The following is a 25,064-nucleotide window of genomic DNA, read 5'->3' as shown; positions in this document are numbered from 1 at the left end:
CATGTCGCCCCGACCGGTCGCCCGTTGAGGGGGACGGTTGGCGGGACGGTCAGGGCAGGGACAGGGAGCGCTTCAGGAAGTCGACCTGGAGCAGGAGGAGGTTCTCGGCCACCTGCTCCTGGGGGGTCATGTGGGTGACCCCGGAGAGGGGCAGGACCTCGTGCGGCCGCCCGGCGGCGAGCAACGCCGAGGACAGCCGCAAGGCGTGCGCGACGACCACGTTGTCGTCGGCGAGGCCGTGGATGATCTGCATCGGACGATGTGGCTCACCGGGGTCGACGAGCCCGTCGTCCGAGACCAGGGAGCTGTTGCGGTAGGCCTCGGGGGAGGTTCGGGGATCGTCGAGGTACCGCTCCTGGTAGTGGGTGTCGTACAGGCGGAGATCGGTGACGGGCGCCCCCACGACGGCCGCGTGGAAGACGTCGGGCCGCCGCAGGACGGCCATGGCGGAGAGATAGCCGCCGAAGGACCAGCCGCGCATGGCGACCCGCCCGAGGTCGAGGGGAAAGCGCTCGGCCAGCGCGTGCAGCGCCTCGACCTGGTCGTCGAGGGTGCGGGTGAGATCCCCCTTGACGGACTTCTCCCAGGCGGGCGAGCGCCCCGGCGTCCCGCGCCCGTCGGCGACGACGACGGCGAAGCCCTGGTCGGCGAACCACTGCGAGGTGAGGTAGACGTTGTGGGCCTTCATCACACGCTGCCCGTGCGGACCGCCGTACGGATCCATGAGTACGGGAAGCGGCCCGTCCGCCGGGTCGTACCCGGTGGGGAGCAACACGGCGCATGGAATCCGCCGCGCGCCCCCTTCGAGGAGCGTCACGCGCGGGGTGAGCCCCGGGCGCTGGGCGTGCGAGGCGACGGTCGCCACCTGCTTGCCGTCGCGCAGCACGGACACCCGTGAGCCGGGACGGTCGAGAGTGGCCGAAACCAGCACGGTGACATCACCCGCGCGGACCGCCGAGTGCACTCCGGGCTCCTGTGAGACCCGCTCCACGCCGAGTTCGTTGACGCGGTAGACATGCACTTCGCCGATCTCCGGATCGGCGGCGCCCGGACCCGCGGACGCCGAGATCAGCGCGGAGTCCTCGGTCACGTCGAGGACGGCGCGCACATGCAGCTGAGGGCCGGTCAGGGGCCGCTCGCCCCAGGCGAGCACGCGCGCGCCGCCTTCGTCGGCGATGCGCACGAGCCGTCCGCTGGGCGACCAGGAGGGCGAACCGGGGAAGAGTTCAAGCCAGTCGGCGTCCTCGTCGGCGTGCACCATCCGCGTCGAGCCGTTGTCGGGGTCCACCGCGAGATACAGGGCGCTGCGCTGATCCCGTGCCTGCACCAGGAGCAGCGGCGCCCCGTCCGCCGACCAGTGCACCCGCGCCAGGTACGGATAGCGGTCCCGGTCCCACGCGACCTCGGTGCGCGCCCCGTCCAGGCCGACCACGAACAGCCGCACGTCCGCGTTGTCGGTGCCCGCCGCCGGGTAGGCGACCGACGTCGGCTCCCGGTCCGGGTGCGCGGGGTCGGCGATCCACCAGCGCTGTACGGGCGCGTCGTCGACCCGCGCGACGAGCAGCCGGTCGGACTCGGGCGACCACCAGAAGCCACGGAAGCGGTCCATCTCCTCGGCCGCGATGAACTCCGCGAGCCCGTACGTCACCGTGTCCGCCTCGACCGCGTCCGGTGCCGCGAGCGCCCTGTCGCCCTCGCCGTCGGCGCCCGTGACGCGCAGGGCGCCCCCGGACACGTACGCGATGTGGCGGCCGTCCGGCGCGGGCCGCGGGTCGATCACGGGGGCGGGGGCGGACAGTTCGCGGGCGGTGCCCGCGCGCAGCTCCGCGACGAAGAGGCGGCCCGACAGGGCGAAGGCGGCGAGTTCCACGGCCGCGTCGGTGGCGTACCCGACGATGCCGGAGCCGCCCTCGCGGCTGCGCTCGCGCCGCGCCCGCTCCGCCGCCGAGAGCCGCTCCGCCGAGCCGTCGAGCAGCGCCCGCGGATCGGCGGCGACCCGCTCGGCGCCGTCGTCGGCGAGGTCGAGGACCCAGAGCGCGCCCGTCCGGTCCGTACCGGACGCGGAGCGGACGAAGACGACGCGGGAGCCGTCGGGAGCCACGGTGAAGGCGCGCGGCGCGCCCAGGGAGAAGCGCTGCGTGCGGGCGTGCTGGCGCGGGAAGGAAAGCCGCTGCGCGGCACCGTCCTGGGGCCCGTCGGTTTCCGGGGTCTCGATGGTCATTGCCCGAGCCTATGGCTCATGCGCCCCTTGTGCTGCGGTGCTCCGACTCATGTGGCTCGACACATAGTTATGATCCGTAGCGCTTGGTGGGTATGACCTTGCTGGCACGGCGAGTTGGGTCCTGTCGGCCGGACGCAGGGGGCGGTCCCGAGGCGGCTCGGGGCAGTCGGTCGGAACGTTGTCGCGTGATGGGAATGGGAGGTGAACCGCCGTGGCACTCTCGGTATCGGTGGTGCTGCTGCTGGCGATCATCGTGGTCATGCTGGTGCGGAAACAGGGGCTCAAGACGATCCACGCGATCGTCTGCGCGCTGCTCGGCTTCTATCTGGCCAGTTCGTCGCTCGCGCCGACCATCGATGAGCTGTCGACGAACCTCGCGGGGGTCATCGAGGACATCAAGTTCTGACGGCACCCGCTGTACGGGCCGCCGCGGCCGGATTCGGCCGGGCGAGGGGAGCGGGGGACAGGGGCCCGAAGGACCAGGAGGCGACAAAGGGGGCGAATCGGGCCGGGCGGGCCCGAGGGCGGGGGAAGGGAGAGGCGAGCGGGCGCGGGCGGCTCGCGGGCCCGCGGCGGGCGTGCTCCGGGCTCGTAGGCTGTTCCCATGACGGAACAGCCCGCCCGGCGCCTGCTGCTCGTGCACGCGCACCCCGACGACGAGTCGATCAACAATGGCGCGACCATGGCCAAGTACGCGGCCGGGGGCGCCCGAGTCACGGTGGTGACCTGCACGCTCGGCGAGGAGGGCGAGGTCATCCCGCCCGCGCTCGCCCATCTGGCCGCCGACCGCGAGGACACGCTCGGCGCCCACCGCGTCGGTGAGGTCGCCGCCGCGATGAAGGAGGTCGGCGTCGCCGACCACCGCTTCCTCGGCGGCGCCGGCCGCTACCGCGACTCCGGGATGATGGGCACCGAGCAGAACCGCCGCCCCGGCGCCTTCTGGTCCGCCGACGTCGACGAGGCGGCGGCCCATCTCGTCGAGGTGATCCGCGAACTGCGCCCGCAGGTGCTCGTCACCTACGACCCGGACGGCGGCTACGGCCACCCCGACCACATCCAGGCCCACCGCGTCGCCATGCGCGCCGTCGACCTCGCGGCCGAGCCCGCCTTCCGCCACGACCTCGGCGAGGCGCACACCGTCGCCAAGGTCTACTGGAACCGGGCGCCCCGCACCACCGTCGAGAAGCGCTTCCTGCGGCTCCCCGACGAACTGCCCGCCTCGCCGTTCACCGGCATGGCCACGGTGGCCGACGTGCCCGGCGTGACCGACGACGAGCGCGTCACGACGGAGATCGACGGGCGGGCCTTCGGGGCGGCCAAGGCGGCGGCGATGCGTGCCCACGTGACCCAGATCGAGGTCCACGAGCCGCTGTTCGCCCTTTCCAACGGCCTGGCGCAGCCGATCTTCGATGTGGAGTACTACGAACTGGTGAGAGGCGAGGCGGGCACGGTGGACGGCGGACGCGAGACGGATCTGTTCGCGGGGCTCGGTGTGGCGGGGGGAGAGAAGTGAGCGCGCGGTCGAGGGCTTCGTCTTCGTCGGCCAAGCCGGAGGGCTCGGCCGCCTCGGCCGAGGCGGCCCGTGCCGGAGCCGTGGGCAAGGGAAGCGGAAGCGGTACGTCCGGGTCCGGAGGCAAGGCGGGTGGAAGCGGCAAGGTGAGCGGGAGCGGCAAGGCGGGTGGAAGCGGCAAGGGTGCCGCCGCTAAGGCCGCCGCCACCTCCGCGCGCCCGGCAGCCGGTTCCGGTTCCGGTTCCGGCCGGGCCGGTGCCTCCGCGGCGCCCGGAAGCTTCCTCGCGCAGCCGCTGAACGTCGTGCGCCTGGTGGCGTACGCCGGGCTCTTCCTGCTCGGCGCGGTCGTCGGGGTGGCGGGCGCGCTCGCCCAACAGGGTTGGTTCCCGGGCGGGTTGCTGCTCGCGCTCGCCGGCAGCGCCGGTGCCTTCTACGGCGGCTCGCGCGCCACCGGCACCCGGGGCGGGGCCGTCGCGCCCGCCGCGGGCTGGCTCGTCGCCGTCATGCTGCTCACCGCGACGCGGCCTGAGGGCGACTTCGTGTTCGGCGCCGGCCTCGGGTCGTACGTCTTCCTGCTGGGCGGTATGGGGGTGGCTGTGATGTGTGCCACCCTCGGGCAGTCACCGCAACCGGGCGCGTCCGACGCCCGACTTGGCAAGTGACGTACCACTTGAGCCCGTGTCCCGCACGGGTTTGACGCCGGTCACGGGATGACCGTGGGCGGCGGCCAGTATGGTGGTGCGCGCCGCCGAGCCGCCCGAGTGGTCGAAACGGGCGGTGGAGCCAACCAGGAGAACCTGCCTTGAGTCGTGAAACTGACAGTTCGTCCTCCGGTCCCCAGGGACGCACGGGGGCCGCGTACCCGTCGGGCACGCCGCCGTACGGCTCGCCCGCACAGGGCGCCGCGCCCGAGGGCGGTCCGGACGGCGTCGGCCAGGGGGCCGACGAGCGGAACGAACCCAAGACCGAGACCACGCTGACCACCCGCATCCGGATCAACATCCCCGGTTCGCGGCCGATCCCCCCGGTCGTCATGCGCACGCCCGTCGGTGACGCCGACGGTGACAGAGGCGCGGACGACCGGCGCGTGGACGGCGCCGGGGGCACGGGGTCGGGCACGAGCGCCCGCAGTGGCGCGGGCACGACGGGTCTGTCGGGTCCCTCCGCCGCCGGGGCATCCTCCGTTTCCACGGCCGCCTCCCCGGCCGCCGGTACCGCCTCTTCCGGGGGCGCGGCCGCGCCGCAGGGAGCCGCGGGCGCCGAGGACGGCGACGAGAAGGCCAGCGACTGGTTTGCGCCGCGCAAGGCCGCCCCGAAGGGCGCCCCGGGTCCGGCGGCGTCCACCGGGACCCCTTCCTCCGGCTCTTCCGGCGCCTCCGGGTCCGGTTCCGGTTCCGGCGCTGGTTCGTCCGGTCCTTCCGGCTCCTCTGGTTCCGGCGGTCCGGGTTCCGGTTCCGGTACGGGCGCGTACGACGTGTCCGGCGCCGTCGCGGCCGGGCCGCTGGGGACGGGTGGGCCGCGCGGCGGTGAGTCGCAGCGCGGGGACCTGCCGTACTTCTCCGGCGGCGAGGGCGAGTACGGGAACTCCGGCCAGGGTCCGGTCGGGCCGACCGGGGGACCGGTGACCGGCGACGGCCCGATGCTGCCGCCCGGCCCCGGGCCCGAACTCGGCGGCTATCCGAACGGCACCGACCTCTACGGCAGCGCGGGCTACGGCTCGGGCTCGGACGCCTTCCCCGACGGCGGCCCCCTGGGCGACGGCTCGGACGGCGGCCCCGGTGGTCCGGGCGGACCCGGCGGTCAGGGTGGTCCCGCCGGCCAGGGTGGTCCCGGCGGACCCGGTGCCCCCGGTGGCCCCAACAACCCCGCTGCCCCCAACGGCCCCGGCGCCCCCGTCACCCCCCGCCTCAGCGACGACACCGCCATCCTCACGCCGCAGAAGCCCGCCTCCGGCGGCCAGCGCCCGCCCACGCCCGGTGCGGGAGTGCCCGGCGGCCCCGGCGGCAACGTCTCCGGCGACACCCTGAACAGCGGCATCCCCGTCGTCCCGCCCGCGCAGAACTCGCCGTTCGCGCCCGGCGCGCACCTCGACGAGCCGGGGCCGCACACCCCGCCGAAGCTGCCCGAGCCGGTGCAGCCGAACGTGCCGACGGCGCCCGCGGCCAAGAAGAAGAAAAAGGGCCGCAGCAAGCTGGTCCTGCTCGGCGGCGTGGTCGTCGTCCTCGGCTGCGGTGCGTACGGCGCCGGTCTGCTGATGAACCACGCCGACGTACCGAAGGGCACCACCGTCCTCGGCGTCGACGTCGGCGGCGGCACCCGCGACGAGGCCGTGAAGAAGCTCGACGCGGCGCTCGGCGAGCGCGTCAACAAGCCCCTGAAGCTGACGGTGGGCGGCGACCAGGTCACCCTCAAGCCGGACCAGGCGGGCCTCACCCTCGACAGCCAGGCCACCGTGCGCGCCGCCGCGGGCAGCGACTACAACCCGGTGTCGGTGATCGGCGGCCTCTTCGGCGGCGAGCGCGTCGTCGAGCCCGAGATGCCCGTCGACGAGGAGAAGCTGGCGGCCGCCTTGGAGCGCGCCGCGGGCGGCTCGGGATCGGCCAAGGAGGGCACGGTCAAGTTCGTGCCCGGCAAGGCCGTCGCCGTCTACGGCAAGGCGGGCAAGGGCATCGACGCCGCGAAGGCGTCCGAGGCCGTCGCCGCGGCGTACAAGAAGCAGGTCGAGACGGGCAGCGCGGGCACGGTCGCGGTGCCGGTCACCAACCGCAAGCCGACGGTCTCGGACGCCGAGGTCGACGCGTTCATGACGCGGTTCGCGAAGCCCGCCATGTCCGCCAACGTCACCATCAGCGTCAAGGGGACCAGCGCGTCGATCCCGCTCGGCCCGGCCAAGTCGCTGCCGCAGATCCTCGGCGCGAAGCCCGCGAGCAGCGGCAGGCTCACGGAGACGTACGACCTGAAGGCGCTCAAGCAGCTCTACGGCAACACGTTCGACGGCATCCTGATCCAGCGCGGCAACGGCAAGAAGACGCCGGTGCAGCCGACGGACGTCGCCGTGGCCATGGGCAAGGCGCTCCGGGGCAAGACGCCCGCGGAGCGGGTGGGCGTGATCGAGACGAATCCGAGCTAGCCGAGGACGAATCCGAGCCGGCCGAGGACGGACCGAAGCGGGCGGGGTGCCGGAAGGCGCCCCGCCCGTTCGCGTTCCCCCACTGCTTCCGTCGGCCGGTCGGTCGCCGCGCCGCTCCGTTCGCCCGCCGCCCTGTCACCCGTACGGCATGACAACTGTCATCCCGGTCCGGTCACACACGACACTGCCGTGACACCGCTGTGACCAGCAACGATGGTGGACATGACGACGACAGAGACAACGGCGGGCACGGCCCGGGACACGGCTGCGCGGGCGGCCGCGAGCGCCGTGAGCTTCGACCGGGTGACCAAGGCGTACGGCGACGTGGTGGCCGTGGACGGACTCAGCCTCGACCTGCATCCGGGCGAGACCGTGGCGCTGCTCGGGCCGAACGGCGCGGGCAAGTCGTCCACGCTCGACCTGCTCCTCGGCCTGCGGCGCCCGGACAGCGGCACGGTGAGCGTGTTCGGCACCAGCCCGCGCGAGGCGATCACCGCGGGGCGGGTCGGCGCGATGCTGCAGTCCGGCGGGCTCATGGACGAGGTCACCGTGGGCGAACTGGTGCGGCTCGCCTGTGACCTGCACCCGCGGCCGTACCGTGTGCACGACGTCCTCGCTGCCGCCGGGATCGCCCGGATCGCCGACCGCAGGGTCAACAAGCTCTCCGGCGGCCAGGAGCAGCGCGTCCGGTTCGCCCTCGCCACCGCCGGGGCCAACGACCTGATCGTCCTCGACGAGCCGACGACCGGCATGGACGTCACGGCCCGCCAGGCCTTCTGGGCGACCATGCGCGAGCAGGCCGACCAGGGCCGTGCCGTCCTGTTCGCCACTCACTACCTGGAGGAGGCCGACGCGATCGCCGACCGCGTCCTCGTCCTGCACCGCGGCAGGCTCCTCGCCGACGGCACCGCCGCCGAGATCAAGGCCAGGGCGGGCGCCCGCAAGGTCAGCTTCGACCTGGACGAGCTGCGCGCGGACGGGGCTGCCGCCCTCGAACAGCGGCTGCGGGAGCTGCCGTTCCTGTCGGCGCTCGACCTCTCGGGCCACACGGTCCGGCTCCAGTCGACCGACGCCGACGCCACCGTGTACGCGCTGTACGGCCTCGGCGTCCGCCCGCGCAACCTGGAGGTCGCGGGCCTCGGCCTGGAGCAGGCCTTCGTCGCGATCACGGCGGCCGAGGAGGCGCGGACGGCATGAGCGCGACGAGCGGAGCAATCGACGAAGCGGCCCGCGCCCGCGGCCCGGAGGACGAAGCGGCCCGCGCCCGCGGCCCGGAGAAGGAGAGTCACGTGACCACGCACGCCACACCGAACGCCCGTTCCGCGGGCGGCCCGCGCTTCACCTCGGGTGCCCTGGTCACCCTGGAGGTCAGGCGCGCCCTGCGGAACAAGAAGTTCCTGTTCTTCTCCGTGATCTACCCGGCGCTGCTTTTCGTGATCATCGCGGGTGGCGCCGACAGCACCACCGAGGTCGACGGGACCGGCCTCGCGCTGCCCGCGTTCATGATGGTGTCCATGGCGTCGTTCGGCGCGCTCACGGCCGTCCTGATGGGCAACAGCGAGCGCATCGCCAAGGAGCGGCAGAGCGGCTGGGTGCGCCAGCTCAGGCTGACCAGCCTGCCGGGGCGCGGCTACGTCCTCGCGAAGACGGCGAGCGCGGCCGTGGTCAGCCTGCCGTCGATCGTCGTGGTGTTCGTGACCGCCGCCGCGGTCAAGGACGTACGCCTGGACGCCTGGCAGTGGCTCGCCCTGACCGGCGCGATCTGGGCGGGCAGCCTGTGCTTCGCCGCGCTCGGCGTGGCCATCGGCTACAGCGCCACGGGCGACGCGGTGCGGCCCGTCACGATGATCCTGTACTTCGCCCTGTCCCTGCTCGGCGGCCTGTGGATGCCGACCACCACGTTCCCGCACTGGCTCCAGACGCTCGCGGACTGGACGCCGACGCACGCCTACGCGGCCCTCGGCCGGGCCATCGAGCTGGGCGGCGCGCCCCACGCCGGGGACGTCGTGCTGCTCCTCGCGTACTTCCTGCTGTTCGCGGGCGGCGCGGCCTGGCTGTACCGGAAGGACACACTGAAGGCGTGAACGAACCACTCGACCACGACCGGCACCCCCTGCACTCCTTCGGACAGCCGGTCCTCGACCGCCGCCAGGCCCGCGTGAAGCTGGCCTGGATCGGCATCTGGCTGGTCTTCCTGGCCGGGCCCGTGAAGGACCTGATCGACGGCGGCCACGGCGGCACGGCCACCGTGCTCGGCTCGCTCGGCCTGACGGCGTTCGTCGGCTGCTACCTCACGCTGGTCTTCCGGTACACGACGAAGATCCGGGAATGGCCCGTGGTGTACGTGACGCTCACGGCCCTCACCGCCCTCGCGGTGGTCCTCGCCGTCGGCATGGGGACGGCCTGGCTCGGCCTCTTCGTGTACGTGGCGGTGGCGGCGGGCGCGGTCCTTCCGACGCGGCGGGCGGTGTGGGCCATCCCGGCGGTCACGCTCCTGATGATGGCGATCGGTACGCGGGACACCGACGCGGCCGACCTGTTCCCCGGCCTCGGCGTGACGACGTTCCTCGTCGGGTTCGCGATGACGGGCGTGCGGCAGCTGATCCGCACCACCGTCGAACTGCGCCAGGCGCGCGCCACGGTCGCCCAACTGGCCGCCAACGAGGAGCGCCTGCGCCTCTCCCGGGACCTGCACGACCTGCTCGGCCACTCCCTGTCCCTGATCACCCTGAAGAGCGAGCTGGCCGGGCGGATGCTCCCCGACCACCCCGACAAGGCCGCCCAGCAGGTGGCCGACATCGAACAGGTCAGCCGCCAGGCCCTGGTGGACGTGCGCGAGGCCGTCACCGGCTACCGGCGGCTCACCCTGGCCGGACAGCTCGCCGGGGCCCGCACGGCCCTCACCGCCGCGGGCATCGACGCCGACGTCCCCCTGGAGGCCCCCGGCGGCGACGCGGCCCCGGACGAGGAGCGGGAGGCCGCGCTCGCCTGGGTGCTGCGCGAGGCGGTCACCAACGTCGTACGGCACAGCGGCGCCCGGCGCTGCGCGGTCACGCTGACCCGCCGCCAGACGCTCGCGGGGCCCGTCCTGGAACTCGCGGTCGAGGACGACGGGGTGGGGCTCACGGAGGACGGCGTGGGCCTCTCGTCCGGCGGCGGGCCCGGCAAGCACGGCAACGGGCTCACGGGGCTCGTGGAGCGGCTCGAGGCGGTCGGTGGGGTGCTGGATGTGTCGTCGGGGAGCGGGAGTACCGGGGCCGGTGGGGCTGGTGGTCCTGGTGGGGCCGGGGGTGGTGCCGGGGCGGGTTCGGCGTTCGGCGGGCGGTGGCGGCACGGCGGTGACCGGCCCGGGTTCCGGCTCGCGGCGCGCGTGCCGCTGGTGCCGGGCCCGGCGGAGGGCGCCGCGCCCACCGCCCTAGGATCGTCCGCATGAGCGGCACGCACGGGCCCGCGGGGGCCACGGGGGCAGAGGGTACGACCGGGGCGGGCGGTGGCACGGGGCCCGCGCCTGGCACCGCGCCCGCCGCCACTCCCTCCACCGACCACCCCATCCGCGTGCTCCTCGCCGAGGACCAGTCGATGGTCCGCGAGGCGCTCGCCGCGCTGCTCGGCCTCGAACCGGACATCGAGGTCGTCGCGCAGGCGGCCCGGGGCGACGAGGTCCTGGCCGCCGCCCGGGCCACCGCCGTGGACGTGGCGCTCCTGGACATCGAGATGCCGGGCCGCACCGGCATCGAGGCGGCGGCGGAGCTGCGGGCCGCACTCCCGGAGCTGAAGGTCGTCGTGCTCACCACCTTCGGGCGGCCCGGCTATCTGCGCAGCGCCATGGAGGCCGGGGCCGTCGCCTTCCTGGTCAAGGACGCACCCGCCTCCCAACTCGCCGACGCCGTGCGCCGGGTCCTCGCGGGCGAGCGCGTCATCGACCCCACGCTGGCCGCCGCCGCCCTGGCCGAGGGCGCCAACCCGCTGACGGACCGCGAGCGCGAGATCCTGCGCGCGGCGGCCGACGGCGCCACGAACGCCGAGCTTGCCGCCGCCCTGCACCTCTCCCAGGGCACGGTCCGCAACTACCTCTCGACGGCCATCCAGAAGCTGGCGGCCCGCAACCGCGCGGAGGCGGTCGGCATCGCCCGCGAGAAGGGCTGGCTCTGAGCGGTCGGTCGAGGAGCGGCCAGTCGAGCGGCGGTCAGTCGAGCGAAGGTCAGCCGAGGAGCGGCCAGCCGGCGAGCGGTCAGTTGAGCCGCGGCCAGCTGAGCAGCCTCGGTCAGTTGAGCCGCGCCCGCGCCGCGCGCGCCTGCTCCCGCACCCGGTCCGCCGCCTCCTCGTCGTCGTCGGCCAGCGCCTCGGCGTAGCTGTCGAGTTCGGCGGCGCCGGTGCGGAAGTCGCCGAGCCGGACGAGGAGCTGGGCCCGGTCGTAGCGCAGCCGGTTCTCGTGCGCGGGCAGGAGCAGGGCGAGGTCGACGGCCCACAGGGCGACGTCGGCGCGCTCGGGGCGGGTGGCGGCCCAGGCACGGATGTTGTTGAGGACGCGCCGCACGATGTCCAGGACACCGGCGGGCCGCAGCATCGCGGGGTCGAGCGGCGCCCCGGTGGCCCCGGCGACCATCAGCTGCACGTCCAGGGGGCTCAGGATCCGTCCGCCGTCGAAGGGATTGGCCAGTACGCATCTCTCGTACGCGTCGGGCGGGCCGAAGCCGACGACGAAATGGCCGGGCAGCGCCACGCCGTACACCGGCGCCCCGGCGCGCCGGGCGACCTCGATCCAGACGACGGAGAGCAGGATCGGCAGGCCGCGCCCGCGCCGCAGGACCTGGTGGAGCAGCGACGACTCCAGACGCTGGTAGTCGCCGGGGCGGCCGCCGAACCCGCAGCGCACACCGAGGAGTTCGGCGACGGCGTTCGCCCACGCGCGCGGGCAGCCCGGCCCCGCGGGCAGCAGGGCCGCGAGCCGGTCCAGGCGCCGCCGCGCCGCCGCCATGCCGGGGGCATCGAGGGCGGGGTCCGCCTCCGTGCCGATCAGCAGGCACAGCCGCGTGAGGTCGGGCCGCTCGGCCCTCGCCTCGGCTGCGAAGGCCCGGCGCCACGGTGTGGCCCGGGCGGGTCGGGGGTGCATACGTCCGTGGTGCCCGTCCGGACCGATCGCTACCGGTCGGTGCGCGGGCCAAGCACTTCGCCTACGGACACCGCCTACGCACATCGCATACGAACACCCCGCACACCCCGCTCCTCGACCGAGCCCCGCGGGTCAGCTCAGGTCAGCTCAGTTCAGCTTCGCCCGCGCCGCCCGCGCCTCCAGGCGCACCCGCTCCGCCGTCGTCGGCTCGATCGACGCCACCACGTCGGCGTACTCGTCCAGGCCCCGCGCCCCCGCGAGGAAGTCGCCCCGCTCGACGAGCAGATGGGCGCGTTCGTAGCGCAGCCGGGCCGGGTGCGAGGGCAGAAGCAGGGACAGCTCAAGGGCCCACAGCGCCACGTGGGAGCGTTCGGAGCGGGCCGCCGCCCAGGCGCGGATGTTGTTGAGGATGCGCAGCATGATGTTCAGGGGGTCGGCCGCCGACAGGAGCGAGGGGTTCAGCCTGCCGCCCGACGCCTGCGCCACCAACTGCTCGGCGTCCTCGGTGGACAGCAGCCGCCCCCCGTTGAAGGGGTCGGCGAGCACCTGCTCCGGTTTGCCGTACGCGTCGGGCGGGCCGAAGCCGACGACGAAATGGCCGGGCAGCGCCACGCCGTACACCGGCGCCCCGGCGCGCCGGGCGACCTCGATCCAGACGACGGAGAGCAGGATCGGCAGGCCCCGCCTGCGCCGCAGGACCTGGTGGAGCAGCGACGACTCCAGACGCTGGTAGTCCGGCGGGGTGCCGTGGAACCCGTGCTGCCCGCCGAGGAGTTCGGCGGTCGCCGCCGCCCATTCGCGCGGCCCGCCGGGACGAAAGGGCAGCTGTCCGGCGAGCTTGTCCAGCTCGATCTGCGCCGCGTCGATGCCCGCCTCGTCCAGCTCCGGGTCCGCCTCCCCGCTCAGCAGCAGGCACAACAGGGACAGGTCGGGCCGCTCGGACCTGGCCTCGTCGGCGAACCTGCGCCGCCATTCACTGGACTTCGCGGGCTGTGCGCGCATCCGTGCCTCTGTCGTTTCTGTCTGGCACCGGTGGGATTCTCCGGTCGGGTTCATCCGTGGTGCGGTTTCCGGTGGTGCGGTCGCCGGGGCGCCGAGGTCGGGCGGCGCCCCTGGGACCTGTGGTCGAACGGTCGTGCGGTGTCCTCCGTCGTCTTGCCGGTGAGGCAAATTCCCGGGGGACCTTAGCCGTAAGCGTCGGCCCCACCGGTGACTGGCCATATCGCACCGCTCATGCCCGCGCCCGCTGTCGGCACTCTCCGTCGCCCGGACCGACCGCGTCTTGGTCGTTTCCGTCACTCAGGAGAGATCACACGCGCACCGCCCGTCACGGCACGGACGGTTCCCCTGGCCCTTCACCCCCCGGTCACCCCTCAGGGGGCCTCCGGGGGCTCACTGTCCTACGCCGCCGCCCGGACCGTCCCCTTCCGGTGCCCGGTAGTGGTGGTAGTGGTGATGGCTCGCGAAGCCCATCCCGTCGTACAGCGCCCGCGCGCCGCCGTTGTCCTCCTCCACCTGGAGCCACGCGGCCGACGCGCCCTCCGCCAGGGCCCGCCGCGCCAGGGCCGCCATCACGGCCGTCGCCAGGCCCTCGCGCCGCCGCGCCGGATCCACCTCGACCGCCATGAACCCGGCCCACCGCCCGTCGACCACGCACCGCCCGATCGCCGCGGGCGGCCCCTCGCCGCCGGGCACGGTCGCGAACCACACCGAGGGGCCGCTGCCGAGCACCCGCAGGACCTGCGGCCCGACCTCCCCGGACCGCTGGTAGCGGCCGAGCCAGTCCGCGCCCACGGACCGCGAGAGCGCCACGTGCCCGGTGTCCACGTCGAGGTCACCGACCGGCGCGAGCGCGCCCACCCGCAGTTCGGCGCTCACCTCGCGCTCCCAGCCCCGCTCGACGAGATCGGCGCACAACTGCTCCTGCGTGCCCGCGCCCCCGGTCGCGGTCTGCACGTACGCGGGCAGCCCCCGGTCGGCGTACCAGCGCCGCACGAAGGCGAGGGCCTGATCGAGCGGGCGCCCCGGATCCCCCAGCGGAAGGACGGAGTTGGCGCGCCGCGTGAAGCCCGTCCGGCGCCCGGCCGGAGCCCCTTCGGAGCGCACCTCCTGGACCGCGGCCCGCAGCTCCCAGTCCCCGAGCCGCTCGCTCTCCACCGGCTGCCAGGCCCGCGCCGCGACCCGCGCCAGCTCCTCGTACGTGGCCGCGGGGCCGCGCCGACGGGCGGGCGCGGCGGGCACGGTCTTGCCCGCGACCAGCGTCCGCTGCGCGATCCGGACGATTTCCCCGTCCCTGCGTGTGATCACCAGCACACCGTCATTCCACGATGTGAGAACACCCACCGTGTCGGTGAACTCCTGTGACGGTGCCCCACCTTCGACCAGGCGTCGGACAGAGACACGTTTGCCCACGTCAGATGGGGTGATTCGGACCTCGAGTCGTCCGCCGGCGGTGAATTCCACAGCTCTGTACGCCCCTCCTGTTCGGATCATGCCCGGGAACGGAGATACTAGGTGCGGGCATCGACGACGCCGCGCTCCCGCGCGCCAGGCGAGCGGAGCCTGAGGACGGCCCGCCAACGCCCGTATCGAGGAGGAACGACAGCGTGACCTACGTCATCGCGCAGCCTTGTGTCGACGTCAAGGACAAGGCGTGCATCGAGGAGTGCCCGGTCGACTGCATTTACGAGGGCAAGCGGTCCTTGTACATCCACCCGGACGAATGCGTCGACTGTGGAGCCTGCGAACCGGTCTGCCCGGTCGAGGCGATCTTCTACGAAGACGACACTCCTGAAGAGTGGCAGGACTACTACAAGGCGAACGTCGAGTTCTTCGACGACCTCGGCTCGCCCGGTGGTGCCAGCAAGCTCGGCCTGATCGAGCGCGACCACGCCTTCATCGCCGCGCTGCCGCCGCAGAACCAGTAAGCGGCCGCCGAAGCGCCGCCCCGGTCCCGTACGGCTCTTTCCGCTGTACGGGACCGGGGCGTTTGTCGAACCACCAACCCCTGGAGCCCGTCCGTGCCTGGAGCCACCGACCGCCCGTCCGGCACCGCCCGTGGAGCGTCGCTGCGCGACCGCCTCCCCGACTTCCCCTGGGACAAGCTGGAGCCCTACAAGGCGACGGCGGCCGCCCACCCCGACGGCATCGTCGACCTGTCCGTGGGCACCCCGGTCGACCCCGTGCCCGAGCTGATCCAGAAGGCGCTGATCGACGCCGCCGACTCGCCGGGCTACCCCACGGTGTGGGGCACGGCCGAGCTGCGCGACGCCATCGCCGGCTGGTGCGCCCGCCGCCTCGGCGCGCGCGATGTCACGCACCAAAACGTGCTCCCGATCGTCGGCTCCAAGGAACTCGTGGCCTGGCTCCCGACCCAGCTCGGCCTCGGTCCGGGCGACAAGGTCGCCTACCCGCGGCTCGCCTACCCCACGTACGAGGTCGGCGCGCGCCTGGCCCGCGCGGAGTACGTCACGTACGACGATCCGACGGAACTGGACCCCACTGGCCTGAAGCTGCTCTGGCTCAACTCGCCCTCGAACCCGACCGGTCGTGTCCTGTCAAAGGACGAACTGACGCGTGTCGTGGCCTGGGCGCGCGGCCACGGAGTGCTGGTGGCGAGCGACGAGTGCTACCTGGAACTGGGCTGGGAGGCGGAGCCGACGTCGGTCCTGCACCCGGACGTGTGCGGCGGCTCCTACGAGGGCCTCGTCGCGGTGCACTCGCTGTCCAAGCGCTCGAACCTCGCCGGGTACCGGGCGGCGTTCCTGGCCGGTGACGCCGACGTGCTCGGCGACCTCCTGCAGATCCGCAAGCACGGCGGGATGATGACGTCCGCCCCGACGCAGGCGGCGGCGGTGGCCGCGCTCGGTGACGACGCGCACGTCCAGGAGCAGCGCGAGCGGTACGCCGCCCGCCGCACGGCCCTGCGCGACGCCCTCCTCGGCCACGGCTTCCGCATCGAGCACAGCGAGGCGAGCCTGTACCTGTGGGCCACCCGCGACGAGTCGTGCTGGGACACGGTCGCCCACCTCGCCTCCCTCGGCATCCTGGTGGCTCCCGGCGACTTCTACGGCGAGGCCGGGCGCGACTTCGTCCGGGTCGCCATGACGGCGACGGACGAGCGGGTGGCGGCGGCGGTGGCGCGCCTGCGGTGAGCTCGGGTCCCGGCCGACTGCCGGGGCGCGGGAACGCGAAGAAGGGGTGCGGGAAGCTGTGGGCTTCCCGCACCCCTTCGGCGTACGCGGGCGAGGCGTGCGTACGCGGTGGGGCGTGCGTACGCGAGGGGGATCAGGCGTGCGTACGCGGATGGACTAGCCGAGCGGCGTGCCCTGGAGCGGCAGCTGGCCGACCGGGGAGCCCTTGCCGAGCGCGTCGGTGGGCAGGCCGCCCTTGGTGGCCGTGCCCGCGGTGTCGCCGACGACGTCACCGGCGGATCCGGCGAGGTCACCGCCGACCTGCTGGGCGGCGGGGGCGGTGGTCCGCACGCTCTTGCCGAGGGCCTGGCCCGCGGTGGGAACGGCCTTCTTGGCGGCCTTGCTTCCGGCCTGCCCCGCGAGCTCGGTGACGTTCTGCGCCGCGTCGTCGACGGCGTCACCCAGGTTCGCACCGTCCAGGGTGGTGATCCCGCTGAGTGCGGGGGCGGCCGGGAGCTCGGCGGCGCTGGCGGAGCCGGCCGCACCGACCACGGGTGCCGCTCCTGCCGCAACGAGCAGCGCGGCACGGGCGATCCGACGGGTCAGGGGGAGGGACATGATGCTCCTTCAGAACGGAGAGAACGTGTGAGGTGTCCGGCCGATCCGTACTGCGGGGCGCGGTGCGGACTGCGGCGCTCGGACGCAGTGACTACCGCTCGAAGGTCCCGAAGGTTGCGGTGCGCCAACGTAAAGAGTTGGCAATGCGTCGCATAATCCGCTACGGATAAAATCGGGCAAACAGCGTTCGCGTACAGGGCCTCGACCCCCGTAAAGCCCTTTGTTCCCAAGGGCTTTGCGAGATGCGCGAAGGGTCCCGCGAACATCCGCCGGAGGTGTCACCGCGCGGCGATCACCGTGCCCCCTTCGGGTGATCGGCCGCACTACTGCCCGGTGACGATTCGGACCTCAGCTGCGGGCCCGGAGCCCGCGCCGGACGGCTCGGAGCGGCCTGCGGTGGCCCGGCCGTCGCCGTCCACGCCCTCGGAATGACTAATTCCGGAACCGTCCTCGACGTCGCCGGATTCACCGTCGGAGTCATTCGCATCACCGTCGGACCCGGTATTTTGGCTCACTTCGGACTTCTGCGGACCGGCCTCCGCCTTTCGCCATCCATGACCGGAATCCGGAGAATCCCCGGAATCCCCGGAACGCGGAGAGGAATCAGCAGAATCCCCGGTGGACGGGGTGAACGTGCCGTAACCGTCGCTCCGGGCCCGCCACTCACGGCCCGCGTACGAGACCCGTTCGACACCCAGCGCGGAAGCGTGGGCCACGGCCCAGTGGACCAACTCCCAGCCCCGCCGCGGCGCGCCGCCGTCCGGCGCGACCGCGTCCGGCCCCGCCTCCTCCGGCACCCGTACGCGGACCACGCGGCCGTCCGCCGCGCCGCCCTTCGGCAGGGCGCCCCTCGGCAGGACGTCCGCCCCGAAGTCCCGCACCAGCGCCCGGCGTACCCGGTCCGAGCCGCCGTGGTCCGCGCCGGGCCGCCCCTCGCAGGTGAGGGTCGCGGGCGCCCGGCCCGTGAGCGCGGCGGCGAGCAGGGCGGCGTCCGGCTCGTGCTTGGCGTACGCCTGCGGGAAGCCGCTGCGCTGGACGCGCTGCGCGGCCACCGTCAGGGGCAGCCGCGAATAGCCGGGGACCTTGTCCAGGCGGGCGTAGAACCGCCCGGCCGCGTACACCGGGTCCATGATCTGGCGCCGGGTGCCCCAGCCCTGCGAGGGCCGCTGCTGGAACAGGCCCAGCGAATCGCGGTCGCCGTGGCGGATGTTGTGCAGCCCGGACTCCTGCAGCGCGGTCGCGAGGGCGATCGTCACGGCGCGCTCCGGCATCCCGCGCCGGGTGCCGACGGCCGCGACCGTCGAGGCGTTCACGGCCTGCTCCGCGCTCAGTTCGTACGCGGCTCCGTCGCCGTCGCCCGACACCACCGCGCACCGCGGCCCCGGCTCCCCGGACACGTACTGCACCACCCCGTAGCCCACGACCGCGAGCAGGACGGCCACGGCCACCCCGATGCGCGGGAGGCGGCCGCGCCGTGCGGAGGCAGCGGTTCCGGACACGGGACACAAGGTACTGGAGCGGGACGGCGGCATCGGGGTGACGGGCGGGGGCGCGAGGGGCGGCCGGTGACGCGTGGGACCGGGAGAGGGGCGGGGAGCGCGACCGGGACCGGCACTCGGAACGGGACCGGGAGGGACGTGACGCGCGTGGCCGGGACGGACCGGCGACGCACGGGCTCGCCCAGGTGCGCCCCGCGCGCGGAGTTCGCGGGGAGTTAGGGTCGCAGGCATGGACCGGACGCCAGCTCACACCGCCGCTCAGCCCGCCCCGGCAGGCGCGGCCCCGCTCGACCTCACGCTCGACGCCGCCGCGCTGACCGCCGCGCTCGTCGACATCCCGTCGCCGAGCGGCGAGGAGAAGGCGCTCGCCGACGCCATCGAGACCGCCCTGCGCGCCCTGCCGCACCTCACGGTCGACCGGTTCGGCAACAACGTGGTGGCCCGCACGCATCTGGGTCACGCCGAGCGGGTGGTCCTCGCGGGCCACATCGACACCGTGCCGATCGCCGGCAACGTCCCCTCGCGCCTGGACGAGGACGGCGTGCTGTGGGGCTGCGGCACCTGCGACATGAAGGCGGGCGTCGCGGTGCAACTGCGCATCGCCCAGACGGTCACCGAGCCCAACCGCGACCTCACTTTCGTCTTCTACGACAACGAAGAGGTCGCCGCGCACCTGAACGGCCTGGGGAAGGTCGCCGAGGCCCACCCCGACTGGCTGGCGGGCGACTTCGCGGTCCTCCTCGAGCCCACCGACGGCCAGGTCGAGGGCGGCTGCCAGGGCACCCTGCGCGTCTTCCTGAAGACGAAGGGCGAGCGGGCGCACTCCGCGCGCGCCTGGATGGGCTCCAACGCGATCCACGCCGCCACCCCGATCCTGCAGAAGCTGTCCGCGTACGAGCCGCGCAAGCCCGTCGTCGACGGACTCCAGTACCACGAGGGCCTCAACGCGGTCCGCATCGAGGGCGGCGTCGCCACCAACGTCATCCCCGACGAGTGCACCGTCGTCGTCAACTTCCGCTACGCGCCCGACCGCACCCCCGAAGAGGCCGAGGCCTTCGTGCGCGAGTACTTCGCCGACTGCGGGATCGACGAGTTCATCGTCGACGACCACTCCCCGGGCGCCCGGCCCGGCCTCACGCACCCCGTGGCGGCGGCCTTCATGGAGGCGGTCGGCGGCGAGGCCAGGCCCAAGTACGGCTGGACGGACGTCGCCCGCTTCAGCGCGTTCGGCGTGCCCGCGGTCAACTACAGCCCCGGCAACCCGATCCTCGCCCACAAGGTCGACGAGCGCGTCCAGACGTCCCAGATCCCCGAGGCCGAGGCCCGGCTGCGCGCCTGGCTGACCGCCTGACTTCCGGAGTTACGCCCCGCGTAACGCCCGTAGACCTACGCTGAAGCGGCACAACGAGCGAGTTGAGCGCGGCCGTGCTGGCGGGCCGGGGTCGACCGGCAGTGGAAGGGGATGTTCATGGGCAGTCCGGAAACGCAGGGTCCGCCGGAGGAGCAGCACCTGGGGCCGGTGGTGCGGCGGCGCGATCAGATCACGCCCGGTACCACTGACCAGCGGCTCCTCGACACCGAGGGCGACACCGAGTGGGTGCACACCGACCCCTGGCGGGTCATGCGCATCCAGTCCGAGTTCGTCGAGGGCTTCGGCGCGCTCGCTGAACTCCCCAGTGCCATCAGTGTCTTCGGCTCCGCCAGGACCAAGCCGGGCTCCGCCGAGTACGAGGCCGGGGTGCGGATCGGCAAGGCGCTCGTCGACGCGGGCTTCGCCGTCATCACCGGAGGCGGGCCCGGTGCGATGGAGGCCGCCAACAAGGGGGCCCGTGAGGCCGACGGTATCTCCGTCGGGCTCGGCATCGAGCTGCCCTTCGAGCAGGGGCTGAACCCGCACGTCGACATCGGCGTCAACTTCCGCTACTTCTTCGTCCGCAAGACCATGTTCGTGAAGTACGCCCAGGGGTTCGTGGTCCTGCCCGGCGGGCTCGGCACCCTCGACGAACTCTTCGAGGCCCTCACCCTCGTCCAGACCCGCAAGGTCACCCGCTTCCCCATCGTCCTCTTCGGCACCGCCTACTGGGGCGGGCTCGTCGACTGGCTCCGCGACACCGTGGTCGCCCAGGGCAAGGCCTCCGAGAAGGACCTCCTCCTCTTCCACGTCACGGACGAGGTGGAGGAAGCGGTGGCGCTGGTGACGAAGGAAGTGGGCCGCTAGGCGGTGCCCTCGCGGGTGCGCCCCAGTCCCGCCCCTTCCCGATCCTGGGGCTCCGCCCCAGACCCCGCTCCCGCCGGAGGGGCTGGATTTTCCAGCCCGTCCGGCGATTGAGGACGAGGCGCGGAGCGCCGATGGCGGGGGTCCGGGGGCGCAGCCCCCGGTTCGGGAAGGGGCGGGCTTGGGGAGCCCCCGGCAGGGCCTACGCCAGCCCCCTCCTGGCCACCGCCGGAGGCCTGTGGCCGGCGATCGTGGCGACCATGTCGACGACCTGACGGGTCTCGGCGACCTCGTGGACGCGATACACCTGCGCCCCCAGCCACGCGGACACAGCGGTCGTGGCCAACGTCCCCACCACCCGCTCCTTGAGCGGAGTGTCCAACGTCTCCCCGACGAAGTCCTTGTTGGAGAGGGAGACAAGCACGGGCCACCCCGTGCCGACGAGCTCCCCGAGCCGCCGCGTGGCCTCCAGGGAGTGCCGGGTGTTCTTCCCGAAGTCGTGCCCGGGATCGATGAGCACGGACTCCCGGGGCACACCGAGCCGGACGGCCCGCTCGGCGAGCCCGACGGTCACGCGGAGGATGTCGGCGACGACGTCGTCGTACTCGACGCGATGCGGCCGCGTACGCGGCTCCGCACCCCCCGCGTGGGTGCACACGAGCCCCACCCCGTACCGCGCGGCGACCTCGGCGAGCTTGGGATCGACCCCGCCCCACGCGTCGTTGAGCAGATCGGCCCCGACGTCGCAGACGGCCTCGCCGACCTCGTGCCGCCAGGTGTCGACGCTGATGACGACGTCGGGGAAGCGCCGCCGCACCTCGGCGACGAAGCCGACGGTCCGCCGCGCCTCCTCCTCGGCGGTGACCTCCTCGCCGGGCCCGGCCTTGACCCCGCCGATGTCGATGATCGCGGCGCCTTCGGCGACGGCCTGCTCCACGCGCGCGAGGGCGGGTTCGTCGTGGAACGTGGCCCCCTGGTCGTAGAAGGAGTCCGGGGTCCGGTTCACGATCGCCATGATCACCGGCTCGTGCGCGTCGAACTCGCGCCTGCCCAGCCTGAGCATCCCCTGTGAGCCTCCTTGTCGTTCCTCAGTCCGGCCTCGCGGTCCGGCCGCCTGCGACCTTAACTGTCACACCCGCATGGCACGATCGGAGCCAGACAGTTTCCGTGTCGGCCGTGGTGCGGTCGGCATCCGAGCGTGGGGACCGCAGAGATGGTCATGTTCCTGTTCCTGGTCATCGCCCTCGTCGTCGTGGTGGGCGCGGTGACCCTGGCGGTCCTCGGCGGCGGTGAGAGCGGCGCGCTGCCCGAGGCTCCGCCGGAGCGGCTGACCGACCCGCTGCCGCCGGACCGCCCGCTGCGCCGCGCCGACGTGGAGGCGGTGCGCTTCCCGATGACGGTCCGCGGCTATCGCATGGTGGACGTGGACGAGTGCCTGGACCGCCTCGCCGCCGAGCTGGCGGAGCGGGACGCCCGCATCGCCGAGCTGGAGTCGGCGCTCGCGGGCGCCCAGGCGACGGCGGTCGGCGGACCCGGCCTGTTCAAGAAGTACGACGCGGCGGAGCGAGAGCAGGGACGGCACGGCGCCCCGGCGCCGACGGACGAGCGACCGGAGGACGGCAGATGAGCGGCGGGGCGATCCCGGGCCCGGACGGCGGCCCGCGCTGCCCGTGGGGCCTGTCCACCGAGGACTATGTGGCGTACCACGACGAGGAGTGGGGCCGTCCGGTGCACGGCGACGACGCGCTGTTCGAGCGCGTGTCCCTGGAGGCGTTCCAGTCGGGCCTGTCGTGGATCACGATCCTGCGCCGCCGCGAGGGCTTCCGCGCCGCGTTCTCCGGCTTCAAGATCGCCGCGGTCGCGGAGTTCGGCGACGCGGACCGGGAGCGGCTCCTCGCCGACGCGGGCATCATCCGCAACCGCGCGAAGGTGGACGCGACGATCGCCAACGCGCGCCTGCTCGCCGACTGGCCCGCCGGTGAACTGGACGAGCTGATCTGGTCGTTCGCCCCGGACCCGGCCGCGCGCCCGGCGCCGCGGACCCTCGCGGACGTGCCCGCGGTCACGGACGAGTCGACGGCCCTGTCCAAAGCGCTGAAGAAGCGCGGCCTCCGCTTCGTCGGCCCCACGACGGCGTATGCCCTGATGCAGGCCTGCGGCCTGGTGAACGACCACCTCGCGGACTGTGTGGCCCGCGAGGCGGCCGGAGCCTGAGCCCCAGGGGCGCTCAGCGGCCGAGGTACTTCGGCCTGGCCTTGTCCAGGAACGCCTTCACCGCGATCGTGTGGTCCTCGGAGGCGCCCGCCCGGGTCTGCAGCTCGTCCTCCTTGTCGAGCGCCTCGTCCAGGGTGTGCCCGGCGGCGTAGGCGAGCGACTCCTTGATCGCCGCGTACGCCAGGGTCGGACCCTCGGCCAGCGCGCGGGCCGTCTTCAGGGCCGTCTCCGCCAGCTCGGCGGCGGGCACGACCTGGTTGGCGATCCCCAGGTCGTACGCCTCCTGCGCCTTGATGCCGCGCGGGAAGAGCAGCAGGTCGGCGGCGCGGCCGGGGCCGATGAGGCGCGAGAGGGTCCAGGAGACCCCGGAGTCGGCGGTCAGCGCGACGCCCGCGAAGGACGTGTTGAACGACGCCGTGTCCGCGACGATCCGGTAGTCCGCGGCGAGGGCGAAGCCGAAGCCCGCGCCGGCCGCCACGCCGTTGACCCCGGCGACGACCGGCTTCGGCATGCCGGTCAGGGCCCGCACGATCGGGTTGTAGTGCTCGCGCACCGTGCTCATGGTCTGCCCGGAGCCGGTCTCGCGGTCCTCCTGCAGCAGGCCCACGTGCTCCTTGAGGTCCTGGCCCACGCAGAAGGCGCGTCCGGTGGCGGTGAGCAGCACCGCGCGCACGGCGGGGTCCGCCGCGGCCGAGCGGGCCGCCTCCCGGAGGGCGACCTTGGCCTCGACGTTCATTGCGTTCATCGCGTCGGGGCGGTTCAGCGTGATCGTCGCGAGTCCGTCGCTCACCTCGTAGAGCACGGTGTCGGCCATGGTGGGTCCCCTCCGCTGTCCTGTGGTCCGCTGTGGTGTGGTCCGCCGCCCGGTGGGCTTCGGGCCCAGCATGACCTAGATCATCGGCCCTCGGTACGCCGTCGCGGATGTGACCTGCGTCAAAGTGTGCGGGGCGGGAGAAGCGTGTGGGGCGGCGAAGTATTGCAGTCACATCGCCGAATTGAGTGGTTTTGCGGACGCGCGTTGCGCAAGCGATGCCGACTGATGTTGGTCATCGGGTCCCGCGATGCGGGATAATGACCTGGAAGCAATGTGTTCGATGCCGCTGACACCTGGGTTGTCGGCTGCGACAAGCTGGTTTCAGGAAGGGGAACGAGCATGGCGGCCATGAAGCCGCGGACGGGCGACGGCCCGCTCGAGGTGACCAAGGAGGGGCGGGGCATCGTCATGCGCGTTCCGCTCGAAGGCGGCGGTCGACTTGTCGTCGAACTGACCCCCGACGAGGCCGACGCCCTCGGCGACGCCCTGAAGAAGGTTGTCGGCTGACGCGAAAGCGCCCACACTGTTCACCGTTTTCTGCACTGCCCCGGCATCGTACGACGAGCCGGGGCAGCGCTGTGTACGGGGGCCGAAGGCATACGTGGGCTTGACGGGGGAGGGGCTCCCGGGGGGCCCGCGGCCTGCGTGAACGTCCGGATTCCGCCGGGGTGAAAGGCCTGAATCACCGGGTCGGCGGGGAGTGCGGGCGCGGGACGCCGGGTGTTCGGCGGTCAGCGCTCGACGGCCGACGCCTACGGCTGGCGCTCGACGGCTAGCGCTTGACGGCGCAGAGGAGGCCGTCGCCCACCGGGAGCAGCGACGGCACCAGGTCCTGGCTCTCGCGGACGGCCCGCAGCAGCTCACGCAGCCGCAGCACCTCCACGGGCTGCGGTCCGGAGTCCACGGTGCGGCCGTCCGCGAAGACGCCCTCGAAGCAGACCAGGCCGCCCGGACGGAGCAGGCGCAACGATTCAGCGAGGTAGTCGAGGCACTCCGTGCGGTCGCCGTCGCAGAAGACCAGGTCGTAGCCGCCGTCCGCGAGGCGGGGCAGTACGTCGAGGGCGCGGCCGGGGATGAAGCGGGCGCGGTTGCCCGCGAAACCGGCGGCGCGGAAGGCCGTACGGGCGAACTGCTGACGCTCCGGCTCCGGATCGACCGTGGTCAGGACGCCGTCGGGGCGCATTCCGTGCAGCAGGTGGATGCCCGACACTCCCGTGCCCGTACCGATCTCGGCGACCGCCTTGGCGTCCACGGTGGCGGCCAGCATGCCCAGCGCGGCGCCGGTGCCGGGGGACACCGAGCGCAGCCCGGCCTCCCGGGCCCGGTCCCGGGCCCAGCGCAGTGCCTCGTCCTCGGCGACAAAGGCGTCGGCGAACGCCCAGCTCGTCTGCCGGTTGCCGGTAATGGCCCTCTCCTGTCCCCGTGGTTGCCTGGCCGTGACTGTATCCGTTGGGGCCGGGAACCCGCAGATGGGACCGTGCGTTGAGAAGGGGTGTGAGGACAGCGGGGGCATAGACATGGATCTGGAACTCAAGTCGGCTCGCGGAGTTTGCGTGACGCAGACCCGACGGGCCGGGTACGGCAAGAGCCAAGTACC

Annotated in this window: 23 protein-coding genes and 1 pseudogene; 15 read left to right on the top strand and 9 right to left on the bottom strand. The window is 73.4% G+C overall.

Going from position 1 to position 25,064, the window contains the following annotated elements:
- Positions 1-49: 49 nt before the first annotated feature.
- Positions 50-2,221 (bottom strand): prolyl oligopeptidase family serine peptidase, encoded by a 2,172-nt coding sequence (locus ACZ6BG_RS10440; protein ID WP_468999474.1) that lies wholly within the window; start codon positions 2,219-2,221, stop codon positions 50-52.
- Positions 2,222-2,432: 211 nt separating this feature from the next.
- Here ACZ6BG_RS10440 and ACZ6BG_RS10435 point away from each other — a divergent pair, with 211 nt between their 5' ends.
- The 8 genes from ACZ6BG_RS10435 to ACZ6BG_RS10400 all read left to right on the top strand — a co-directional run bounded on the left by ACZ6BG_RS10435 (position 2,433) and on the right by ACZ6BG_RS10400 (position 11,013).
- Positions 2,433-2,627, top strand: a complete 195-nt coding sequence (locus ACZ6BG_RS10435) for a hypothetical protein (RefSeq protein WP_030359751.1) — start codon at positions 2,433-2,435, stop codon at positions 2,625-2,627.
- Between the two features lie 198 nt (positions 2,628-2,825).
- Complete coding sequence (mshB, locus tag ACZ6BG_RS10430) at positions 2,826-3,734, top strand: N-acetyl-1-D-myo-inositol-2-amino-2-deoxy-alpha-D-glucopyranoside deacetylase (RefSeq protein ID WP_468999471.1); 909 nt, start codon at positions 2,826-2,828, stop codon at positions 3,732-3,734.
- A gap of 290 nt (positions 3,735-4,024) precedes the next feature.
- A complete protein-coding gene (locus ACZ6BG_RS10425) occupies positions 4,025-4,393 on the top strand; it encodes a DUF6113 family protein (protein ID WP_468451736.1) in 369 nt (122 codons plus the stop codon).
- Positions 4,394-4,533: 140 nt separating this feature from the next.
- Entirely contained in the window at positions 4,534-6,861 is a 2,328-nt protein-coding gene (locus tag ACZ6BG_RS10420) for a hypothetical protein (RefSeq protein ID WP_468999467.1), read from the top strand.
- A gap of 222 nt (positions 6,862-7,083) precedes the next feature.
- The gene (locus ACZ6BG_RS10415; protein ID WP_468999464.1) at positions 7,084-8,058 is read left to right on the top strand and encodes an ABC transporter ATP-binding protein; all 975 of its coding nucleotides are present in this window, start codon (positions 7,084-7,086) and stop codon (positions 8,056-8,058) included.
- On the top strand, positions 8,055-8,945 hold the full coding sequence (locus ACZ6BG_RS10410) for an ABC transporter permease (RefSeq protein WP_468999462.1): 891 nt from the start codon (positions 8,055-8,057) through the stop codon (positions 8,943-8,945). Before ACZ6BG_RS10415 ends, ACZ6BG_RS10410 begins: the two co-directional genes overlap by 4 nt.
- A complete protein-coding gene (locus ACZ6BG_RS10405; RefSeq protein ID WP_468999459.1) occupies positions 8,942-10,294 on the top strand; it encodes a sensor histidine kinase in 1,353 nt (450 codons plus the stop codon). The genes ACZ6BG_RS10410 and ACZ6BG_RS10405 overlap by 4 nt, the downstream gene beginning before the upstream one ends.
- Positions 10,291-11,013 (top strand): response regulator transcription factor, encoded by a 723-nt coding sequence (locus ACZ6BG_RS10400; RefSeq protein ID WP_468999455.1) that lies wholly within the window; start codon positions 10,291-10,293, stop codon positions 11,011-11,013. The genes ACZ6BG_RS10405 and ACZ6BG_RS10400 overlap by 4 nt, the downstream gene beginning before the upstream one ends.
- Positions 11,014-11,125: 112 nt before the next feature.
- On the opposite strand, the gene ACZ6BG_RS10395 is transcribed toward ACZ6BG_RS10400, so the two are convergent.
- The 3 genes from ACZ6BG_RS10395 to ACZ6BG_RS10385 form a co-directional block, all read right to left on the bottom strand.
- Complete coding sequence (locus ACZ6BG_RS10395; RefSeq protein ID WP_468999453.1) at positions 11,126-11,974, bottom strand: transglutaminase family protein; 849 nt, start codon at positions 11,972-11,974, stop codon at positions 11,126-11,128.
- A 147-nt stretch (positions 11,975-12,121) separates the two neighbouring features.
- A complete protein-coding gene (locus tag ACZ6BG_RS10390) occupies positions 12,122-12,976 on the bottom strand; it encodes a transglutaminase-like domain-containing protein (protein WP_468999451.1) in 855 nt (284 codons plus the stop codon).
- 390 nt (positions 12,977-13,366) lie between these two features.
- On the bottom strand, positions 13,367-14,437 hold the full coding sequence (locus tag ACZ6BG_RS10385; protein ID WP_468999448.1) for a GNAT family N-acetyltransferase: 1,071 nt from the start codon (positions 14,435-14,437) through the stop codon (positions 13,367-13,369).
- Positions 14,438-14,580: 143 nt separating this feature from the next.
- On the opposite strand from ACZ6BG_RS10385, the gene fdxA reads away from it, so the two are divergent.
- Entirely contained in the window at positions 14,581-14,901 is a 321-nt protein-coding gene (fdxA, locus tag ACZ6BG_RS10380) for a ferredoxin (RefSeq protein WP_030359762.1), read from the top strand.
- A 93-nt stretch (positions 14,902-14,994) separates the two neighbouring features.
- Entirely contained in the window at positions 14,995-16,128 is a 1,134-nt protein-coding gene (locus ACZ6BG_RS10375) for a bifunctional succinyldiaminopimelate transaminase/glutamate-prephenate aminotransferase (protein ID WP_468999445.1), read from the top strand.
- Positions 16,129-16,284: 156 nt separating this feature from the next.
- Here ACZ6BG_RS10375 and ACZ6BG_RS10370 read toward each other — a convergent pair whose 3' ends face one another.
- Entirely contained in the window at positions 16,285-16,725 is a 441-nt protein-coding gene (locus tag ACZ6BG_RS10370; protein WP_468999443.1) for an ATP-binding protein, read from the bottom strand.
- 653 nt (positions 16,726-17,378) lie between these two features.
- Positions 17,379-18,257 (bottom strand): annotated as a pseudogene (locus ACZ6BG_RS10365) (heavy metal transporter); the annotation flags it as partial.
- Positions 18,258-18,453: 196 nt separating this feature from the next.
- On the opposite strand from ACZ6BG_RS10365, the gene dapE reads away from it, so the two are divergent.
- Positions 18,454-19,575, top strand: coding sequence for a succinyl-diaminopimelate desuccinylase (gene dapE, locus ACZ6BG_RS10360; protein ID WP_468999439.1), 1,122 nt, complete (start codon positions 18,454-18,456; stop codon positions 19,573-19,575).
- 117 nt (positions 19,576-19,692) lie between these two features.
- A complete protein-coding gene (locus ACZ6BG_RS10355) occupies positions 19,693-20,442 on the top strand; it encodes an LOG family protein (protein WP_468451462.1) in 750 nt (249 codons plus the stop codon).
- A gap of 199 nt (positions 20,443-20,641) precedes the next feature.
- Here the strand turns inward: ACZ6BG_RS10355 and folP are convergent, their stop codons facing one another.
- A complete protein-coding gene (gene folP, locus ACZ6BG_RS10350; RefSeq protein ID WP_468999434.1) occupies positions 20,642-21,502 on the bottom strand; it encodes a dihydropteroate synthase in 861 nt (286 codons plus the stop codon).
- A gap of 150 nt (positions 21,503-21,652) precedes the next feature.
- On the opposite strand from folP, the gene ACZ6BG_RS10345 reads away from it, so the two are divergent.
- Both ACZ6BG_RS10345 and ACZ6BG_RS10340 read left to right on the top strand, forming a co-directional pair.
- Complete coding sequence (locus tag ACZ6BG_RS10345; protein ID WP_469000195.1) at positions 21,653-22,066, top strand: DivIVA domain-containing protein; 414 nt, start codon at positions 21,653-21,655, stop codon at positions 22,064-22,066.
- Positions 22,063-22,653 carry a DNA-3-methyladenine glycosylase I gene (locus tag ACZ6BG_RS10340; RefSeq protein WP_468999431.1) on the top strand — a complete coding sequence of 197 codons (591 nt, stop codon included), beginning with the start codon at positions 22,063-22,065 and terminating at the stop codon, positions 22,651-22,653. The genes ACZ6BG_RS10345 and ACZ6BG_RS10340 overlap by 4 nt, the downstream gene beginning before the upstream one ends.
- A gap of 13 nt (positions 22,654-22,666) precedes the next feature.
- On the opposite strand, the gene chcB is transcribed toward ACZ6BG_RS10340, so the two are convergent.
- Positions 22,667-23,467: a 2-cyclohexenylcarbonyl CoA isomerase gene (chcB, locus tag ACZ6BG_RS10335; protein WP_468999428.1), complete on the bottom strand. Its 801-nt coding sequence runs from the start codon at positions 23,465-23,467 to the stop codon at positions 22,667-22,669.
- Positions 23,468-23,806: 339 nt separating this feature from the next.
- Between chcB and ACZ6BG_RS10330 the strand changes: the two genes are divergently transcribed.
- Complete coding sequence (locus ACZ6BG_RS10330; RefSeq protein ID WP_003966491.1) at positions 23,807-23,974, top strand: DUF3117 domain-containing protein; 168 nt, start codon at positions 23,807-23,809, stop codon at positions 23,972-23,974.
- A gap of 265 nt (positions 23,975-24,239) precedes the next feature.
- On the opposite strand, the gene ACZ6BG_RS10325 is transcribed toward ACZ6BG_RS10330, so the two are convergent.
- Positions 24,240-24,980: an O-methyltransferase gene (locus ACZ6BG_RS10325; protein WP_289955676.1), complete on the bottom strand. Its 741-nt coding sequence runs from the start codon at positions 24,978-24,980 to the stop codon at positions 24,240-24,242.
- Positions 24,981-25,064 lie beyond the last annotated feature (84 nt).

The organism is Streptomyces sp. NPDC041205 (genome assembly GCF_055591765.1).
This window is presented reverse-complemented; position numbering and strand designations above follow the sequence as displayed.

Bases quoted from the DNA above. Each gene is read 5' to 3' on its own strand.
- ACZ6BG_RS10440 (WP_468999474.1), bottom strand. From the start codon at position 2,221: ATGACCATCGAGACCCCGGAAACCGACGGGCCCCAGGACGGTGCCGCG.
- mshB (WP_468999471.1), top strand. From the start codon at position 2,826: ATGACGGAACAGCCCGCCCGGCGCCTGCTGCTCGTGCACGCGCACCCC.
- ACZ6BG_RS10415 (WP_468999464.1), top strand. From the start codon at position 7,084: ATGACGACGACAGAGACAACGGCGGGCACGGCCCGGGACACGGCTGCG.
- ACZ6BG_RS10410 (WP_468999462.1), top strand. From the start codon at position 8,055: ATGAGCGCGACGAGCGGAGCAATCGACGAAGCGGCCCGCGCCCGCGGC.
- ACZ6BG_RS10400 (WP_468999455.1), top strand. From the start codon at position 10,291: ATGAGCGGCACGCACGGGCCCGCGGGGGCCACGGGGGCAGAGGGTACG.
- ACZ6BG_RS10395 (WP_468999453.1), bottom strand. From the start codon at position 11,974: ATGCACCCCCGACCCGCCCGGGCCACACCGTGGCGCCGGGCCTTCGCA.
- ACZ6BG_RS10390 (WP_468999451.1), bottom strand. From the start codon at position 12,976: ATGCGCGCACAGCCCGCGAAGTCCAGTGAATGGCGGCGCAGGTTCGCC.
- ACZ6BG_RS10370 (WP_468999443.1), bottom strand. From the start codon at position 16,725: ATGTCCCTCCCCCTGACCCGTCGGATCGCCCGTGCCGCGCTGCTCGTT.
- dapE (WP_468999439.1), top strand. From the start codon at position 18,454: ATGGACCGGACGCCAGCTCACACCGCCGCTCAGCCCGCCCCGGCAGGC.
- ACZ6BG_RS10355 (WP_468451462.1), top strand. From the start codon at position 19,693: ATGGGCAGTCCGGAAACGCAGGGTCCGCCGGAGGAGCAGCACCTGGGG.
- folP (WP_468999434.1), bottom strand. From the start codon at position 21,502: ATGCTCAGGCTGGGCAGGCGCGAGTTCGACGCGCACGAGCCGGTGATC.
- ACZ6BG_RS10345 (WP_469000195.1), top strand. From the start codon at position 21,653: ATGGTCATGTTCCTGTTCCTGGTCATCGCCCTCGTCGTCGTGGTGGGC.
- ACZ6BG_RS10340 (WP_468999431.1), top strand. From the start codon at position 22,063: ATGAGCGGCGGGGCGATCCCGGGCCCGGACGGCGGCCCGCGCTGCCCG.
- chcB (WP_468999428.1), bottom strand. From the start codon at position 23,467: ATGGCCGACACCGTGCTCTACGAGGTGAGCGACGGACTCGCGACGATC.
- ACZ6BG_RS10330 (WP_003966491.1), top strand. From the start codon at position 23,807: ATGGCGGCCATGAAGCCGCGGACGGGCGACGGCCCGCTCGAGGTGACC.
- ACZ6BG_RS10325 (WP_289955676.1), bottom strand. From the start codon at position 24,980: ATGCCCCCGCTGTCCTCACACCCCTTCTCAACGCACGGTCCCATCTGC.